Source organism: Sphingomonas sp. LM7 (genome assembly GCF_002002925.1).
Lineage (GTDB): Bacteria > Pseudomonadota > Alphaproteobacteria > Sphingomonadales > Sphingomonadaceae > Sphingomonas.
Genome location: NZ_CP019511.1, coordinates 3,191,925 through 3,207,530, shown reverse-complemented (window position 1 = coordinate 3,207,530; position 15,606 = coordinate 3,191,925). Strand labels below are relative to the sequence as shown.

Here is a 15,606-nt window from a genome sequence, read left to right as displayed (position 1 = left end):
GGCCGCTGTAGCGGCGTGTGGCTTCGCCGTCACATGAAATTGCGCGTGGCCCCGATGCGCGCTCCCGACTTCGTTACGGCATTGACCCGCATGAATGATGATCCTAACCGACGCTAATGCGAGTCAGTCTCGTTAGCGAAAGGTTTATTTCAATGAAGCGGTGGGTAGCAACGGGGATCAGCGTACTGGCATGCGCGGCGGCGACGCCGGCAATGGCGCAGGACGTCACGCAAGGCGCGCCGACGCAGGGCGAGGAAGTGGTCGATCCGCGGCCGATCACCGTCACTGCGACGCGCCAGCCGCTCGCCACCGTCGATGCGCCCGCCACCGTCACCGTGATCGACGAGCGCCGCATCGCCGACGAACTGGCGACCGACATCAAGGATCTCGTCCGCTTCGAGCCGGGCGTCACTGTCCCGCGCGCGCCGACGCGCTTCGGCGCCGCGCTGGGCGTCACCGGCCGCGCAGGCAATGAAGGCTTCGTCATCCGCGGGATCGGCGGCAATCGCGTGCTGATGCAGGTCGACGGCGTCCGCGTTCCCGACGGCTTCACTTTCGGCGCGCAGGCGGCCGGGCGCGGCGACTATGTCGATGTCGGGCTGATCAAGTCGGTCGAGATCCTGCGCGGCGCCGCCTCGGCGCTGTACGGCAGCGACGGGCTGGCCGGCGCGGTGAGCTTCGTCACCAGCAACCCGGCGGATTTCCTGGCGGGCGACAAGTCGGTCGGCGGGCTCGCGCGCTCGGCCTACAGTTCGGCGGACAATGAATTTTCGCAGACCGCGATCCTCGCCGGGCGCAGCGGCGACTGGTCGGCGATGCTCGCTTATACCCGCCGCGACTTCAGCGAGCTCGACAACAAGGGCGATGTCGGCGGCCTCGGCGCCGCGCGCACCGAGCCCAATCCGCAGGACGGCCGCTCCAACGCAGTGCTCGGCCGCATCGTCTATGACGGTCCCGGCGGCAACCGCTTCCGCCTGACCGGCGAATATCTCGACACTCATTTGTTCACCGAGGTGCTCACCGGGCGCAGCGCGACGGTCGAGCTGCTCGAAGCGCGCGACACCGGCAAGCGCGGCCGCATCGCCGGCGACTGGACCTGGACCGGCGAAGGCGCGTTCGACTACGCCCGGATCAGCGCCTTCTGGCAGGATGCCGACGACCGCCAGTTCACCGACGAGGACCGCACCCCCGCCGCCGATCGCGAACGGCTCAACACCTTCGAGAACACCGTCTACGGCGCCTCGGTCGAGCTGCGTTCGGGCTTCGCCACCGGCGGGCTCGCGCACCGCGTGGTAATCGGCGGCGATATCAGCAAGACTCGCCAGCGCGGCCTGCGCGACGGCGTGCTGCCGCCCGCGGGCGAGGTCTTCCCGACCCGCGCCTTCCCCGAAACCGACTATACGCTGGCCGGCGTGTACATCGCCGACGAGATCGCGCTCGGCCCGCTGACGCTGTACCCTGCGCTGCGCTTCGATGCATACGACCTGTCGCCGCAGGACGATCCGCTGCTGCCGAGCTTCGCCGGCGCGGCGCAGAGCGATTCGCGCGTCTCGCCCAAGCTCGGCGCGGTGCTCCAGGCGGGCAGCGGCATCCGGCTGTTCGCCAATTATGCCCAGGGCTTCAAGGCGCCCGAGCCGGGCCAGGTGAACCAGTTCTTCTCGAACATCGCCTTTGGCTACACCTCGCGCCCCAACCCCGATCTCGGGCCCGAGACGAGCGAGAGCATCGAGGCCGGGCTGCGCTATGAAAAGGGCGGCATCCGCGTCGACCTGACCGCATTCCACGCCGATTATGAGGACTTCATCTCGCAGGAAGTGGTCAGCGGCGGCTTCACCCCGGCAAACCCGGCGATCTACCAGTTCGTCAATCTAGATCGCGCCAAAGTGAAGGGCGCAGAGGCACGGTTCGAAGCCAATGTCGGCGGCTTCACCGGGCGGGTGGCGCTTTCCTATGCCGAAGGCGATGTGATCCATCCCGATGGCGCGCGTTCGCCGCTTTCGACGGTGGATCCGTTAAAGCTGGTCGTGGGCGCCGGCTATCGCGACGCCGACGGGCGCTTCGGCGGCCAGCTGATCGCCACCCACAGCGCGCAAAAGGCCGTGGATGCGACCACGGGCATCTGCACCGGCGTCTGCTATCGGCCCGGTGCCTTCACCATCCTCGACGCCACGGCTTTCTTCCGGCTGACCCAGGGCCTGACCTTGCGCGCCGGGGTATTCAATCTGTTCGACCGCAAATATGCCTGGTGGAACGACGTGCGTGGCCTCGCCGACACCTCGACGGTCAAGGATGCCTATACCCAGCCGGGCCGCAACGGCAGCGTCTCGATCAGCTACCGGTTCTGAGGAGGAATCGCATCATGAAGAGCCTTCGCTTCGCCGCCGCACTCGCGCTGCTCGCGCCGATCCCGGTCCTCGCCCAGCCTACGCCGGCAGTCGCGCCTGCATCCAGGTTCGATGCCGACCGCGCCGACATCCTAGGCATGGCGGGCAATTACAAGGTCCGCTTCGACATGCAGGAAGCGACGTCGTGGCGCGCCGATTACACGCCGATCCCGGCTAAGGTATCGGGCGGACACGAAGTCGTCCGCGTGATCGAGGACACGGGCCGCCTCATCCGCCTCCAGCATCTGCTCGTCGTCGATGCCGGCGGCACGCCGATGGTGATCAAGCATTGGCGGCAGGATTGGGAATATGAGCCCGCGCGCGTCCTCACTTATGCCGGTCCCGATGCGTGGACCTGGACTGCGCTCTCGCCCGAAGCGCGCAAGGGCGTGTGGTCGCAGACCGTCTACCAAGTCGACGACAGCCCGCGCTACGGCGGCTGGGGCAAGTGGGAAACATTCGGCGGCGTGCGCCGCTGGCAATCGGGCGAGAGCTGGCGCCCGCTCGCCCGCCGCGACGCGATCCGCGGCCCGGTCTATGACCGCTATCTCGGGATAAACCGGCACGCCCGCGGCCCCGCGGGTTGGATCCACTGGCAGGACAATCTCAAGATGGGCGAGGTCAGCGGCACGCTCGCCCCGATCGTCCAGGAATATGTCCTCAACAGCTACACGAGGGACGACGCCTTCAACGTCAAGGCAGCCGAGGACTATTGGGCGGCGACCAAGGGCTATTGGGTCGCGATCCGCGCCGAATGGGACCGCATCGCTGCGGCCAAGGGCGGCATCCGCATCACCGAGGAAGCCGATCACGGCACCGTGATCAGCGGCCGCGTCCTCGAGATCGCCGACGAGCTTCAGGCCGGCAAGATCAAGGAAGCCGACGCGATCCGCATCGCCAAGGCGCTGATGGACCAGGCGACCAAGGCGGCGGGGGGCTAGCGCCTATCCGAGTGGCGCGCTGCCGAAACGCTTCCATAGCTTCGGATAGCGCGCCGCGAGGACGGCATTTTCCTCCGTCCACGGCTTGCCGGTCGGCTGGGACGGTTGCGCCACGTCGCTCGGCATTTGCGCGGGATCGCGTCCGGTGCGCGTCGCCCAGAGTTCAATCGCGACGTAGCCGAGGCCTTCGAACTCGGCGGGTTCGGTAGTCCCCGCAGCGATGGCTGTGGCAAGGCTATCCGGGTCGGCAAGCGCGCTTTCATAGACGCGGCGTCCGCGCGCGATCAGCCAGCTGCGGAAATAGTCGAAACCGTCATCCGACGCGCCGCCATGAATGACATAGGCCGCGCCCCACAGGTCCCAGCTATAGGCCGCGGTACGCTTTGCATCATAGGCCGCCTGCCATGCGATCAGATCCGTCACTGGCAACACCGCGAGGCTGCGACGCAGATTGGCCTTCTGCTGCGCCTGATCCCGGGCAGACGAACGCTCGATGATGCTCCAGAAGCGCTGGTCGTTCATCGGCGCGGCCTTTTGCGCCGTCACCGGGCTGGCGGGTGCAAGGGAAGGGGGCACTGCGAGTAGGAGCAAAGCGGCGGCGAGCATCAGATACGCTCGGCCGAATTCACGGCATCCGCCGCCCGCAGCGCCGCGAGCAGCCGCATCAGATGCGTGGCGTTGCGGACTTCCAGGTCGATCGTGTTGGTGTGAAACGTGGTGTCGCGATTATCCATGCGCAGGCCGAGGATATTGGCTTTTTGCTGGCCGATCAGCGTCGCCACCGCGCCCAGCGCGCCGGGCTCGTTCTTGAGCGTGACGGCGATCCGCGCAGTGCCGCCCTCGGCCTTGTCGCCCCAGGTCAAGTCCACCCAATCGTCCTCGTCGGTATCGGCCAGGCTGGCGCAATCGATGCGATGGACTTCGATCGGTTCGCCGGGGCGGCGGACGCCGACGATGCGGTCGCCCGGCACCGGCCGGCAATCCTCGGCGAAATCGAAGGCGACGCCGGGCGTCAGTCCCTTGATGTCGATCGCCCGCGCCTGGCTGGGCATTTCGTGCTCGGCGCCGTCCGTCGAGCCGGGCATCACCGCTTCCATCACCTGGATGTCGGTCAGCTTGCGGCGCGCGATCGCCTCCATCAGCACGTCCTCGTCCGCGAGCTTGAGGCGGGCGAGTGCGTCCTTGAGCGCACCGTCGCCCGGCGGGGTGGGTAGGCGCGCGACGATCTCGTCGTAGAGCTTGCGCCCCAGCGCCACGGTTTCGTCGCGCTCCTTGTGCCGGATATGGCGGCGGATCGCTGCGCGTGCCTTGCCGGTGATCGCGAAGTTGAGCCAATTGGCCTGCGGCTCCTGCGCCTTGGACCGCAGGATCGAGACCTGATCGCCCTGCGCTATCTCGGTGCGCAGCGGCACCACCTTGCCATTGACCTTGGCGCCCACCGCCTGGTCGCCCAGATCGGTGTGGACGGCATAGGCGAAGTCGATCGGTGTCGATCCCTTGGGCAGCTGGATCAGTTCGCCCTTGGGGGTGAAAGCGAAGATCCGGTCCTGGTACATCGCCATCCGGGTATGTTCGAGCAGCTCCTCGGGGCTTTCGGCATGCTCGAGGATCTCGATCAGGTCGCGAATCCAGCTGACCTGGGTGTCGGGCCGCACCGAATCCTGCTTGTACGCCCAGTGCGCGGCGAGCCCGAACTCGGCGCGGGCGTGCATGTCGCGCGTGCGAATCTGGATTTCCACCCGGGTATCGCCGGCATGCATGATCGTGGTGTGAAGCGAGCGATAGCCGTTGCGCTTGGGCGTCGAGATATAATCCTTGAACCGCCCCGGCACCATCGGCCAGCGGCGATGGATCACCCCCAATGCGCGATAGCATTCCTCTTCGGTCTCGACGATCGCGCGGAACGCCATGATGTCCGAGAGCTGCTCGAGCGACACATGGCGCTCGGACATTTTCTTCCAGATCGAATAGGGATGTTTCTCGCGTCCTGAAATCTCGGCATCGACTCCGCCACGCCCGAGCAGCAGCTTCAATCCCGACGCGATCTTGGCGATGCGGTCCTCGCCCTCGACCGAGAGATTGTCGAGCCGCTTGGTGATGCTCTCATAGGCCTCAGGCTCGAGCTCGCGGAAGGCGAGCGTCTGCATCTCCTTCATGAACTCGTACATGCCGATCCGCTCGGCGAGCGGGGCATAGATCTCCATCGTCTCACGGGCGATGCGCTTGCGCTTGTCCGGGTTCTTGATGAAGTGGAGCGTGCGCATGTTGTGCAGCCGGTCGGCCAGCTTGACCAGCAACACGCGGATGTCGTCCGACATCGCCAGCAGGAATTTGCGTAAATTCTCCGCCGCGCGCTCGCTCTCGGTCTGCGCCTCGATCTTGGAGAGCTTGGTCACCCCGTCGACCATTCGCGCTACATTGTCGCCGAACAGCCGCCGGATCTCCTCGGGCGTGGCGACGGTATCCTCGATCGTATCGTGGAGGATCGCCGTGGCGATCGTCTCATCATCGAGGTGGAGGTCGGTAAGGATGCCGGCCACTTCGATCGGATGACTGAAATAGGGGTCGCCACTCGCGCGCTTCTGGCTGCCATGGGCGTTGACCGAGAACACATAGGCGCGGTTGAGCAGCGCCTCGTCGGCTTCGGGGTCGTAGGAAAGGACCCGGTCTACAAGTTCATATTGACGCAGCACGGAACTAGATGGCGTCCCGTGCTGCGGCATTGCAACGAAATTGTGGTTTTAGCGTGCCTTGGTGTTGCACTTGGCAAGCGCGTCGGCGTCGAACTCGGCGCCATTGGCGCGGAATGCCGAGAGCTGGCCGACTTCGCGTGCGACCAGTTCGCAGACGATGTTGTCGCGGGCATTGGCCTTGGACGCGACGCAGACGCCCTCGCCGCACTTCCAGATCGTCGAGCGGGTGACTAGGCTGGTCTTGTCGGTCGAAGTCGCCGGCGTCGCAGCATAATAGCCGCGCGCGGTCTGCGCGAAGCCGGTCGCGGGGGTGAGCGCCAGCGTAGCCGCGGCGGCTGCCGCGACGGCGAAGAAACGGGTCATGTCTTCCTCCTGGGGAGCGTGTCCTTGTGCAACTAGGTTGCCAAACGATACCTAATTGACACAGAGGTAAGTTGCAACCAGAAACTATTGCTGCGTTGCAATGCGTTATCCCGTTCCTAGCGACGGTGATTTGGGTTAGGATATTTCGCTATGGGTGGTGCGATCAGAGAATCCCTGCGTGCGCTTGCGAAAGAATGCAGCCTGCCGGCCGCGCTGGAGGCGATGGGCGAGCGCTGGGCGTTCCTGATCCTGCGCGGTTCGTTCAACGGGCTCCATCATTTCGAGGAGTTCCAGTCCGAACTCGGCATTGCCCGCAACATCCTGGCCAACCGGCTCGCCCGGCTGGTCGACAAGGGCATTCTCGAACGGCAACCCTGCCCCGAAGACCGCCGAAAGATCGAATATCGCCTCACCGACAAGGGCTATGCGCTGCTGCCGACGATGATCGCGCTGCGCCAGTGGGGCGAACGCTGGGAGACCTGCGTCCCCGCCTTTCCGGTGCTGGTCGATACCCGCGACCACAAGCCGATCGCGCAGGTCACCGTCCAGTCTCATGACGGCCGCACGCTGCAAAAGGGCGACCTGGTCTGGGCATTGCCCGAAGACGTCGCCGACGACGCGCCTGAGGCACGGGCCGCCGAATAGGGACTTTCCGTTTATCTGAGGTTCAGGAACCGTGGCCTTTGTGCCACAGTTTTATACCCCGGCGATTTTACTTCGGTTGCGCTGCAACAAAAGACTCGCTCGTCGCTTCTGCCCTGACCGATGCCGCTTGTGCCCAGCGTATCCGGGTTGCGGCATCGGGAGTATTTCACAGCGTCCACGAGGTTATCTCCCCACATGCGTATCCTACTCGCCACCGCGGCCTTCGCCGCGGCGCTCCCGACTGTCGCCTTCGCGCAGGACACCGCCACCGACGCCAATATCGAAGCCGCGCGCGCGCCGGACGGCTCGCCGGGCTTCGGCATCGAACCCTATTTCGGCATCATGGGCGGCTATGAGCAGTTCGACGACAATGCCTATAACCGCACTGCGGGCATCCCGGCTGCTCCGGGCGGCCGCGATTTCGACGGCGGGATCGTCCAGGGCGTCGTCGGCGTCAACGTGCCGCTCGGGCCGGTGTTCGTAGGCGTAGAAGGCAATGCCACCAAGGGTGTCAAGGGCGCGATCGATTGGGAATATGGCGTCGCGGGCCGCGCCGGCTTCCGCATCGGCGACAGTGGCCTCATCTACGGCAAGGCCGGCTATCAGTGGGTCAATTTCGACGCGCTGGGCGACGACAGCCGCGATTTCCATGACATCACCGCCGGTCTCGGCATCGAAGTCGGCCCCAAGGACATCGGCTTGGGCGGCGTCACTAGCCGCTCGGGCATCCGGTTCCGGCTCGAGGTCAATAGCTTCGGCGACTTCAACAGCTTCCAGCCGGTTGCGGGCATCATCGCCCACTTCTGAGGCACGCAGGCGCGGTCGGCGAACACGACCGCGCCATGCTGCAGCGCAAGATTTTCGCGGGCATTTACGCTTCGTTAACGTCTTGCGTTTATCTTTCGATAACGGTTTTCGACAATTCGGAACGTTGATCGGAGGATCGCCAATGTATCGGCGCATCGCCACGCTTGCCTTGTGTTCACTCCTTGCCGCGTGCGCGGCCAAGGCGCCGTCGCGCGTGGTGCTGGTGAGCACCGTCGCCGTCGAAGAACCGGCGGCATGGCGCACGTCGATCACGCCCGACGACGCGGCTCGGCTCGACAATCTGGCTGCGGACTGGAACCGGCTCCACGCCAGGCTCTCGCCGCGTGTCCGCAGTGCACAGGGCAAGCTGGTCGATCCCGATGCCGGGCTCGACATGCCCGCGGTCTCCCCCGGCTCCTATCGGTGCCGCGTGCTCCGCCTGCGCACCCCGGCGCGCGGTCCCGCCACGGTTCGCGCCTCGACCAGCGACTTCTGCTTCGTGTCGAGCACGGCCGACGGCATCGCCTTCGTCAAGCAGACCGGCAGCGACCCCACCGCGGGCTATTTCCATCCCGATGGCGACCATTATGTCTTCCTCGGCGCGCGCCAGCGCCGCGCTGGCGACAATTCGATCGGCTATGGCAACGAGCCTGCGCGCGACATGATCGGCGTGGTCGAGCGTGTCGGCGGCTTCCGCTGGCGGCTGGCCGTCGCGGGGACCGCCCCCGGCCAGCTCGACATCTACGAACTCACCCCCGTCCCGTCCGAACAGCAGCCGGGCTAGCCGGCAAACGCCTCCGTTTCGGAGCCACTTTCGTCCGAAGCGGACCCGAACCGTGCCACCATGTCCGTATGGCAGAAGGCGACGCTCCTCGGGTAGAATATGCGTGCGAACGCTGCGGCAGCGTAGCCGTGACGCGCGACGCTTGGGCAGAATGGAACCTGGAAAGCCAGGCCTGGGTGCTCAGCGAAATATTCGACTTCGCCTTCTGCCATACCTGCGCCCGCGAGAGCCGGCTGGCCACGCGAGCGCCGCGCTAGGCCGACTTCCCGCAGGACAAGCGGGTGGCGATTATTCCGCCACCCCCAGCTGCCACAGCACGAACGCCATCTCGTCGGCGGCTTCCTTCAGGCTTTCCCAGCGGCCCGACTTGCCGCCATGCCCGGCGCCCATATTGGTCTTGAGCACCAGGACATTGTCGTCGGTCTTGGTCGCGCGCAGCTTGGCGGCCCATTTGGCGGGCTCCCAATAGGTCACGCGCGGATCGTTGAGCCCGCCCGAGATGAACAAGGGCGGATAGGCCTGCGCGGTGACATTGTCGTACGGCGAGTAGGATCGGATCGTTTCGAACGCCTTGGGATCCTCGATCGGATTGCCCCATTCGGGCCATTCGCCCGGAGTGAGCGGCAGTTCGGCGTCGAGCATCGTGCTGAGCACATCGACAAATGGCACGTCGGCGACCACCGCCCCCCACAGTTCAGGGTTTGAATTGACCACCGCGCCCATCAGCTCGCCGCCTGCCGAACGCCCGGCGATCGCGATGCCGCCCTCATGCGTGAAGCCCTCCGCGATCAGCCCCTTCGCCACGTCGACGAAATCGTTGAAGGTGTTGGTCCGCTTCTCCAGCTTGCCGTCGTGATACCATTGCTGGCCGAGATCGTCGCCGCCGCGGATATGCGCGATCGCGAACGCCATGCCGCGGTCGAGGAACGACATCCGGCTGGTCGAGAAGCCCGGCGGGATCGCATAGCCATAGGCACCATAGGCATACAGATAGAGCTTGCCGCTGCCGTCGCGCGGAAAGTCCTTGGGATAGACAATTGAAACCGGCACCTGTGTGCCGTCGCGCGCGGCGATCTTCAGCCGTTCGGTGCGATATTTCGACGCATCATAGCCGCTCGGGATTTCCTGCATCTTTAGCGTCTCGAGTCCGCCGGTGGCGACGTCATACTCCTGCACCGTCCCCGGGGTGACCATCGATTCGTAGCTCAGCCGCAGCCGATCTACGTCATATTCGGGATTGTCGGCCAGGCCCGCGACATAGCTCGCCTCCGGAAACGCCAGCCGCACCGGGGCGATGGCGGGGTCGTAGCGATGCAGTTCGACTTGATCGAGCCCGTCCTCGCGCCCTTCGACGATGAAGAAGCGCTCGAAACAGGCCACGCCGGTCATGTAGAAATGCTGCGACGGCGCGATCCGCTCGGCCCATTCGCCGGGATTGGCGATGCCCGCAGTGACCAGCCGGAATTGCGGATCGGTGTCGTTTGTGTGGATGAACAGCGTGTCGCCATGCACGTCCACATCATATTCGCGGCCGGTCTTGCGCGGGCTGACCAGGATCGGTTCGGCAAGCGGATCATTGGCCGGATAGAGCCGGATCTCGCTGGTCTCGTGATCGCTGGTGGTAAGCAGGATCCATTTGCGATCGCTGCTCAGCTCGGCGCCCACCGAGAAGCCCAGTTCCTCCTCGAAATAGACCACGACGTCCTCGGCGGGCTGGGTGCCCAGCCGGTGAAGCTTGATCGTCCGCGTCCGCCAATTCTCGTCGGTCACGCCATAGAGGATGGCGTCGCCGCTGGCAGTGAACACGATATTACCGATCGTGCCTTCGATCGAGACGCTGCCCCATTTGCCCGCGGCGCCTTCGATCTTTTCGCCGATCGCCGCGCCGCCATCCAGGTCCTTGAAGCGGATCGTGTAGCGCTCGGACCCGTCATCGTCCGTGGAATAGGCCATCAGCGCGCCGTCCTCGCTGATCGCGATCGCGCCGACGCGGAAATATTCCTTGCCCGCCGCCAGTGCCGGCTCGTCGAGGATCAGCTCGTCCGCGCCGCCGGCAACGGGCTTGCGCCACCAGCGCGGATATTCGCCGCCGGTCTCGTAATCGGTCCAGTAAAGCCAGTCGCCGTCCTTTTGCGGAACAGTCGATTCGTCTTCCTTGATCCGTCCGCGCATCTCCTGGAACAGCCTCTCGCTGAGCGGCTTCAGCGGCGCGATCACCGTCTCGAAATACGCGTTCTCTTCCTCGAGATAGGCGAGCACGTCCTTGTCGGTGACCTCCGGATAGCCCGGGTCGCGCAGCCATGCCCAGGGATCGTCAATGCTGACGCCATGGGCAGAGAAGCTGTGCGGACGGGTGGCGGCGACGGGCGGCTTGGGAAGGTCGGTCATGCCCCGCCCCTTACCGCAGCTTGGCGCCGTGTCGAAGCCCCGAGCGGCTCAGCTGAGCGGAAGCACCTGCTGGCCGCCGCGATTTGCGCGGACGATGCGGTTCCGCCCGTTTTCCTTGGCTTCGTACAGCGCTTCGTCGGCGCATCCGATCGCCTCCTCGAGCCCTTCGCCCCCGAAGCGGCAGATGCCGGCCGAAAAGGTCACTGCCTGTCCGTCGAGGACCGCCAGCGGGGTGGCGATCAGGCGCTGGCTGACGCGAGTCAGCACGCGCGCCGCCTCTTCCTCGGTCGCGCCGCGGAAGAGCACTGCGAATTCCTCGCCACCCCAGCGCGCGACCAGATCGCCACGGCGCAACTCGGAGGAGAGCCGCGCCGCGAAATCGCGCAGCACGCGATCGCCTTCGTCATGCCCGAACCGGTCGTTGACCGACTTGAACTGATCCAGATCTAGCAAGGCGATCGTCCCGCGCCGCTCGGCAGGCAGGAAATCGGCGATGTCGGCAAGGAAGCCGCGCCGGTTGCGCACGCCGGTGAGCATATCCTCCTTCGCCGCGAGATCGAGCTCGCGCATCCGCGCATCGGCGGCGCTCGCAGCGCGATTTACGCTGCCCAGCAGGTTGCCGATCACGTCCTCATTGTCTGCTGGAAGCGGCGCAACGGTGCCGCCCTGCTCGAGCGTCGCCAGCGCATCGCGCGCGACATGGATCGGGGCGAGCAGCGCGCCGATCCCGAACAGCGCGATTCCCATCCCCACCACCGTCGCGAGCAGCAGCAGCAGGAATTCGGCCAGCGCCAGCCGCCCGGTCGCTGCGCCCCAGCCGACATAGGCGAGCAACGGAACATGCGTGGCGACGAAGCAAATCGCGAACAGCCGCAGCCGGAAGCTGCGCGGAAACACGAACGAACTGGCGAGATAGAAGCGCATCGACCCTCATCATGCTTCGTGGCGACCGTCGATCTGTGCCGGTGTGCCCTGAACATATTCGAAACAGCAACGCTTAACGCGGCAGAGGGTGCCGTCAGGTCGATCGGCCGCGCGCAGTCACTGGCCAGGCCTCCACCACATTGTCACCGTCGAGCAGCTGATAGCGATCGTACAAATTGACTGTCGGATCGCAATGCGGCGGCATCAGCGTCACCCGCGCGCCGAGTCCGGGCAAATCGTCGCCGAACAGCGCGCCATGTTCGTCGCCGGTAAAGGCATAGCGGCTGCCCGCCGGCGCGCCGCCGAGCACGACCGGCGCGCCGGCGTCGGTCGCGAACGCCTTTAACCCCGCATCGATCGTCACCATCCCCGGGGTGTTCGCGCTCACCACCGTCGCGTCGACGAACAGCGCCGGCTCGAAGCGCGGCCCGGCGAGTTCACAATCGAGATATTCACGGTCGAGGAAAATGTACGATCCGACCTGCAGCTCGGTGAATACCCCCAGCGACGCGTCGATCGCGAAGGTGCCGGTGCCCGCGCCAGTGACGATCGGTACGTAGAAGCCGGCCGCGCGCAATGCGTCCAGCACCGCGCGGAGATAATCGGTGCGCTCGACGATCGCGGCGCGGCGCTCGGCGAGGCTCTGGATGTGCTGGTGCGAGCCGCAATAGAATTGTACCCCGCCCAGCTTGAGCGTGCCCGTTGCCGCGATGACCTGGGCGAGTTCGACCGCCGCCGCGGCGGAGGTCACGCCGGTGCGATGGCTACCCGGGTCGACATCGATGAACACGGTGAGGCCGTCTATGCCCGCCCCCAGTGCGCGGGCGTTGTCGGGATGATCCACCACCGTCGACAGCGCGATCCGCCGGTTCAGGCCCGCCAGCCGGTGGATCGCGCCCGGGGCTACTACCGACGAAGTAAGGTGGATGTCGCCGACGCCGCCTTCGGCCAGTGCCTCGGCCTCGGCCAGCTTGGCGCAGCATATCCCCACCGCACCCGCCGCGATCTGCCGCCGCGCGATCTCGGCGGACTTGTGCGTCTTGGCGTGCGGACGCAATTCGACACCCTGCGCTTCGGCAAAGGCAGCCATCGCTGCGATGTTGCGCATCAGCGCGGCGCGATCGAGCAGCAGCGCTGGCGTGGGCACCGCGTGGCGAGGCAGGGGAAAAGCGTCCATACGCCCTCGATAGCGCGACTTGGCGCTTTCAAAGTAGGAATTCATCTGCGATTTCGGAACGGATGTCCGTCCGTGCCCCCCGCACCCGCATAAAGCTGGCAGCGAGCGTCCTTTTCTCGCGCGATGGTATTAGTCAACTTCGTCAACTTCGTGGCCCGGATCGGGCAAGGATTTTCTGATATGTCGAGCTACGCCGACCGCCTTTCCGCCCTCCGCGAGCAGCTCAAGCGCGACCGGCTCGACGGCTTCGTCGTGCCGCTGACCGACGAGCATATGTCCGAATATGTCGGCGCCTATGCCCAGCGCCTCGCCTGGCTGACCGGGTTCCAGGGCAGCGCCGGCAGCGCAGTGGTGCTCTCCAGCGAAGCCGCGATCTTCACCGACGGCCGCTACACGCTTCAGGTCCGCCAGCAGGTCTCGGCCGATCAATGGGAATATGTCTCGGTTCCGGCGACCAGCATGGCCGGATGGCTGGGCGAGCATGCCCCGGACGGCGGGCGGATCGGCTATGATCCGTGGCTGCACACCCGCGCCTGGGTCGAGGAAGCGCGCAAGGCGCTTGCCGAAAAGGGCGCGGAGCTCGTCGCGGTCGATACCAATCCGGTCGATTCCGTATGGCCCGACCGCCCCACGCCTTCGGACGCGACGCTCGCAGTGCAGGAAGATGCTGCTGCCGGGCGGACCTCCGCGGCCAAGCGCGCCGAGATCGCCGAGTGGCTTTCCGCGCGGAAGGCCGACGCGGTCGTCCTCTCCGCGCTCGATTCGATCGCCTGGGCATTCAATATCCGCGGACAGGACGTCAGCCACACCCCGGTCGCGCTCGCCTATGCCATCGTCAATGCCGACGGCACTGCCGACCTGTTCGTTGCGCCGGAGAAGATCACCGACGCCGTCCGCCAGCATCTCGGCAATGCGATTCGGCTGCACGATCGCGCCACCTTCGCGCCCACGCTCCAGGGCTTTGCCGGCAAGCGCGTCGCCGCCGATCCCGAGCGCGCCGTCGCCGCGATCTTCGATTCGCTCGATGCCGGCGGCGCAAAGATCCTCGGCCTGCGCGATCCCGTCGTCCTCGCCAAGGCGCTCAAGAACCCCGCCGAAATCGCCGGGCAGAAAGCCGCGCAGGCGCGCGACGGCGCGGCTTTGGTCCGCTTCCTCAAATGGTTCGAAGAGACGGCGCCTGCAGGTGTGCTTACCGAGATGTCGGCAGGCGCCAAGCTCCAGGCATTCCGCGAGGAAACCGGCGTGCTCAAGGATCTGAGCTTCGACACCATCTCCGCCACCGGCGCCAATGGCGCGATCCCGCATTACAAGGTCACCGACGAATCGAGCCGGCCGATCGAACTCGGCCAGCTCTATCTCGTCGATTCGGGCGGGCAATATGCCGACGGCACTACCGACGTGACGCGCGTGATGCCGGTCGGCGAACCCACTCCCGAGATGCGGGACCGCTTCACCCGCGTGCTCAAGGGCCATATCGGCATCGCCACTGCAATCTTCCCTGACGGGACCACCGGCGCCCAGCTCGACAGCTTTGCCCGCGCGCCGCTCTGGGAAGTCGGGCTCGACTACGGCCATGGCACCGGTCACGGCGTCGGCGCCTATCTCTCGGTGCATGAAGGGCCGCAGCGCATCGCCCAGCCCTTCTATCCCGGCGGCCAGAGTCTCGAGCCGCTGCGCGCGGGCATGTTCCTGTCGAACGAGCCGGGCTACTACAAGGCCGGCGAATACGGCATCCGCATCGAGAATCTGGTGCTGGTGACCGACGCTGCGATTGCGGGCGCCGAGCAGGCGATGCTCAATTTCGAGACGCTCACCTTCGCGCCGATCGAGCGCGCGCTGATCGACGCGTCGCTGTTAACCTCAAAGGAACTTCAATGGCTTAATGCATATCACGCGCGGGTGCTCGAAGTGGTCGGCCCGCAATTGGGTGGGGAAGAACGGCAATGGTTGGAAGCGAAGGTCGCGCCAATCGGATGATGTGGTTCCTGGCGGGCGCCGTCACCATGGCGGTGTACCTGATGGGGCCTCATGTCATTATCGACAGGGGCTATGATTTGGGAACGTCCGCCGCAACCTGGGTGCAGTCGCGCTGAGACCCGGCGTCGGCATGCTGTTCGCGTGCCTGCGCCTTACGTTTCCGCAGATTCGTCCGTAGCGCCTCGGCGAGTCGCGCCTTCTTCTCCGCATCGTTCATGCCGACAGTCGATAAACCGGTCTGCTTCGGGTTGACAATCGGTCGGCCCCAAGCACATAGGCCCCTCCCGCCCGGTCCCGGACCGGCGAGTGCTGCCGTAGCTCAGTGGTAGAGCGCATCCTTGGTAAGGCTGAGGTCGTGAGTTCAATCCTCACCGGCAGCACCATTTTTCCGGAGACCAGAAGCCGATACGGGCTTCCCGGCGCAATCGCCGCGGTCTCGGCGCTTTCAGGAAGCGCAAACATTATTAAGTAAGCCTAGAAATAGCGTGCCTGTAGCTGCAACCTTATGCTAGAAATTACCTCC

Annotated in this window: 12 protein-coding genes and 1 tRNA gene; 7 read left to right on the top strand and 6 right to left on the bottom strand. The window is 65.6% G+C overall.

Features of this window, described 5'->3' with window-relative positions; all coding sequences use genetic code 11:
* The first annotated feature begins 152 nt into the window (after nt 1-152).
* Nucleotides 153-2,345, top strand: coding sequence for a TonB-dependent hemoglobin/transferrin/lactoferrin family receptor (locus BXU08_RS14865; protein ID WP_077510767.1), 2,193 nt, complete (start codon nt 153-155; stop codon nt 2,343-2,345).
* Between the two features lie 14 nt (nt 2,346-2,359).
* On the top strand, nt 2,360-3,325 hold the full coding sequence (locus BXU08_RS14860; protein ID WP_077510766.1) for a DUF6607 family protein: 966 nt from the start codon (nt 2,360-2,362) through the stop codon (nt 3,323-3,325).
* A 3-nt stretch (nt 3,326-3,328) separates the two neighbouring features.
* Here the strand turns inward: BXU08_RS14860 and BXU08_RS14855 are convergent, their stop codons facing one another.
* The 3 genes from BXU08_RS14855 to BXU08_RS14845 form a co-directional block, all read right to left on the bottom strand.
* Nucleotides 3,329-3,847, bottom strand: coding sequence for a DUF4240 domain-containing protein (locus BXU08_RS14855; protein WP_077512442.1), 519 nt, complete (start codon nt 3,845-3,847; stop codon nt 3,329-3,331).
* 83 nt (nt 3,848-3,930) lie between these two features.
* Nucleotides 3,931-6,018 carry a bifunctional (p)ppGpp synthetase/guanosine-3',5'-bis(diphosphate) 3'-pyrophosphohydrolase gene (locus BXU08_RS14850; protein WP_077510765.1) on the bottom strand — a complete coding sequence of 696 codons (2,088 nt, stop codon included), beginning with the start codon at nt 6,016-6,018 and terminating at the stop codon, nt 3,931-3,933.
* Nucleotides 6,019-6,066: 48 nt separating this feature from the next.
* Nucleotides 6,067-6,381, bottom strand: coding sequence for a hypothetical protein (locus BXU08_RS14845; RefSeq protein WP_077510764.1), 315 nt, complete (start codon nt 6,379-6,381; stop codon nt 6,067-6,069).
* Nucleotides 6,382-6,531: 150 nt separating this feature from the next.
* On the opposite strand from BXU08_RS14845, the gene BXU08_RS14840 reads away from it, so the two are divergent.
* From BXU08_RS14840 to BXU08_RS14830, 3 genes are all read left to right on the top strand, one after another.
* Nucleotides 6,532-7,026, top strand: coding sequence for a helix-turn-helix domain-containing protein (locus tag BXU08_RS14840; RefSeq protein WP_077510763.1), 495 nt, complete (start codon nt 6,532-6,534; stop codon nt 7,024-7,026).
* A 195-nt stretch (nt 7,027-7,221) separates the two neighbouring features.
* The gene (locus BXU08_RS14835; RefSeq protein WP_077510762.1) at nt 7,222-7,833 is read left to right on the top strand and encodes an opacity protein; all 612 of its coding nucleotides are present in this window, start codon (nt 7,222-7,224) and stop codon (nt 7,831-7,833) included.
* Nucleotides 7,834-7,975: 142 nt separating this feature from the next.
* The gene (locus tag BXU08_RS14830) at nt 7,976-8,617 is read left to right on the top strand and encodes a DUF4893 domain-containing protein (RefSeq protein ID WP_077510761.1); all 642 of its coding nucleotides are present in this window, start codon (nt 7,976-7,978) and stop codon (nt 8,615-8,617) included.
* A gap of 288 nt (nt 8,618-8,905) precedes the next feature.
* Here the strand turns inward: BXU08_RS14830 and BXU08_RS14820 are convergent, their stop codons facing one another.
* The 3 genes from BXU08_RS14820 to BXU08_RS14810 form a co-directional block, all read right to left on the bottom strand.
* Nucleotides 8,906-11,005 carry a S9 family peptidase gene (locus tag BXU08_RS14820; protein WP_077510759.1) on the bottom strand — a complete coding sequence of 700 codons (2,100 nt, stop codon included), beginning with the start codon at nt 11,003-11,005 and terminating at the stop codon, nt 8,906-8,908.
* A 48-nt stretch (nt 11,006-11,053) separates the two neighbouring features.
* A complete protein-coding gene (locus BXU08_RS14815) occupies nt 11,054-11,929 on the bottom strand; it encodes a GGDEF domain-containing protein (protein WP_077510758.1) in 876 nt (291 codons plus the stop codon).
* A 94-nt stretch (nt 11,930-12,023) separates the two neighbouring features.
* Nucleotides 12,024-13,106, bottom strand: a complete 1,083-nt coding sequence (locus tag BXU08_RS14810) for a DSD1 family PLP-dependent enzyme (RefSeq protein WP_077510757.1) — start codon at nt 13,104-13,106, stop codon at nt 12,024-12,026.
* Between the two features lie 180 nt (nt 13,107-13,286).
* Between BXU08_RS14810 and BXU08_RS14805 the strand changes: the two genes are divergently transcribed.
* Together BXU08_RS14805 and BXU08_RS14800 are read left to right on the top strand one after the other, a co-directional pair.
* A complete protein-coding gene (locus BXU08_RS14805; protein ID WP_077510756.1) occupies nt 13,287-15,083 on the top strand; it encodes an aminopeptidase P family protein in 1,797 nt (598 codons plus the stop codon).
* A 308-nt stretch (nt 15,084-15,391) separates the two neighbouring features.
* Nucleotides 15,392-15,466, top strand: a tRNA-Thr gene (locus BXU08_RS14800).
* Nucleotides 15,467-15,606: the final 140 nt, after the last annotated feature.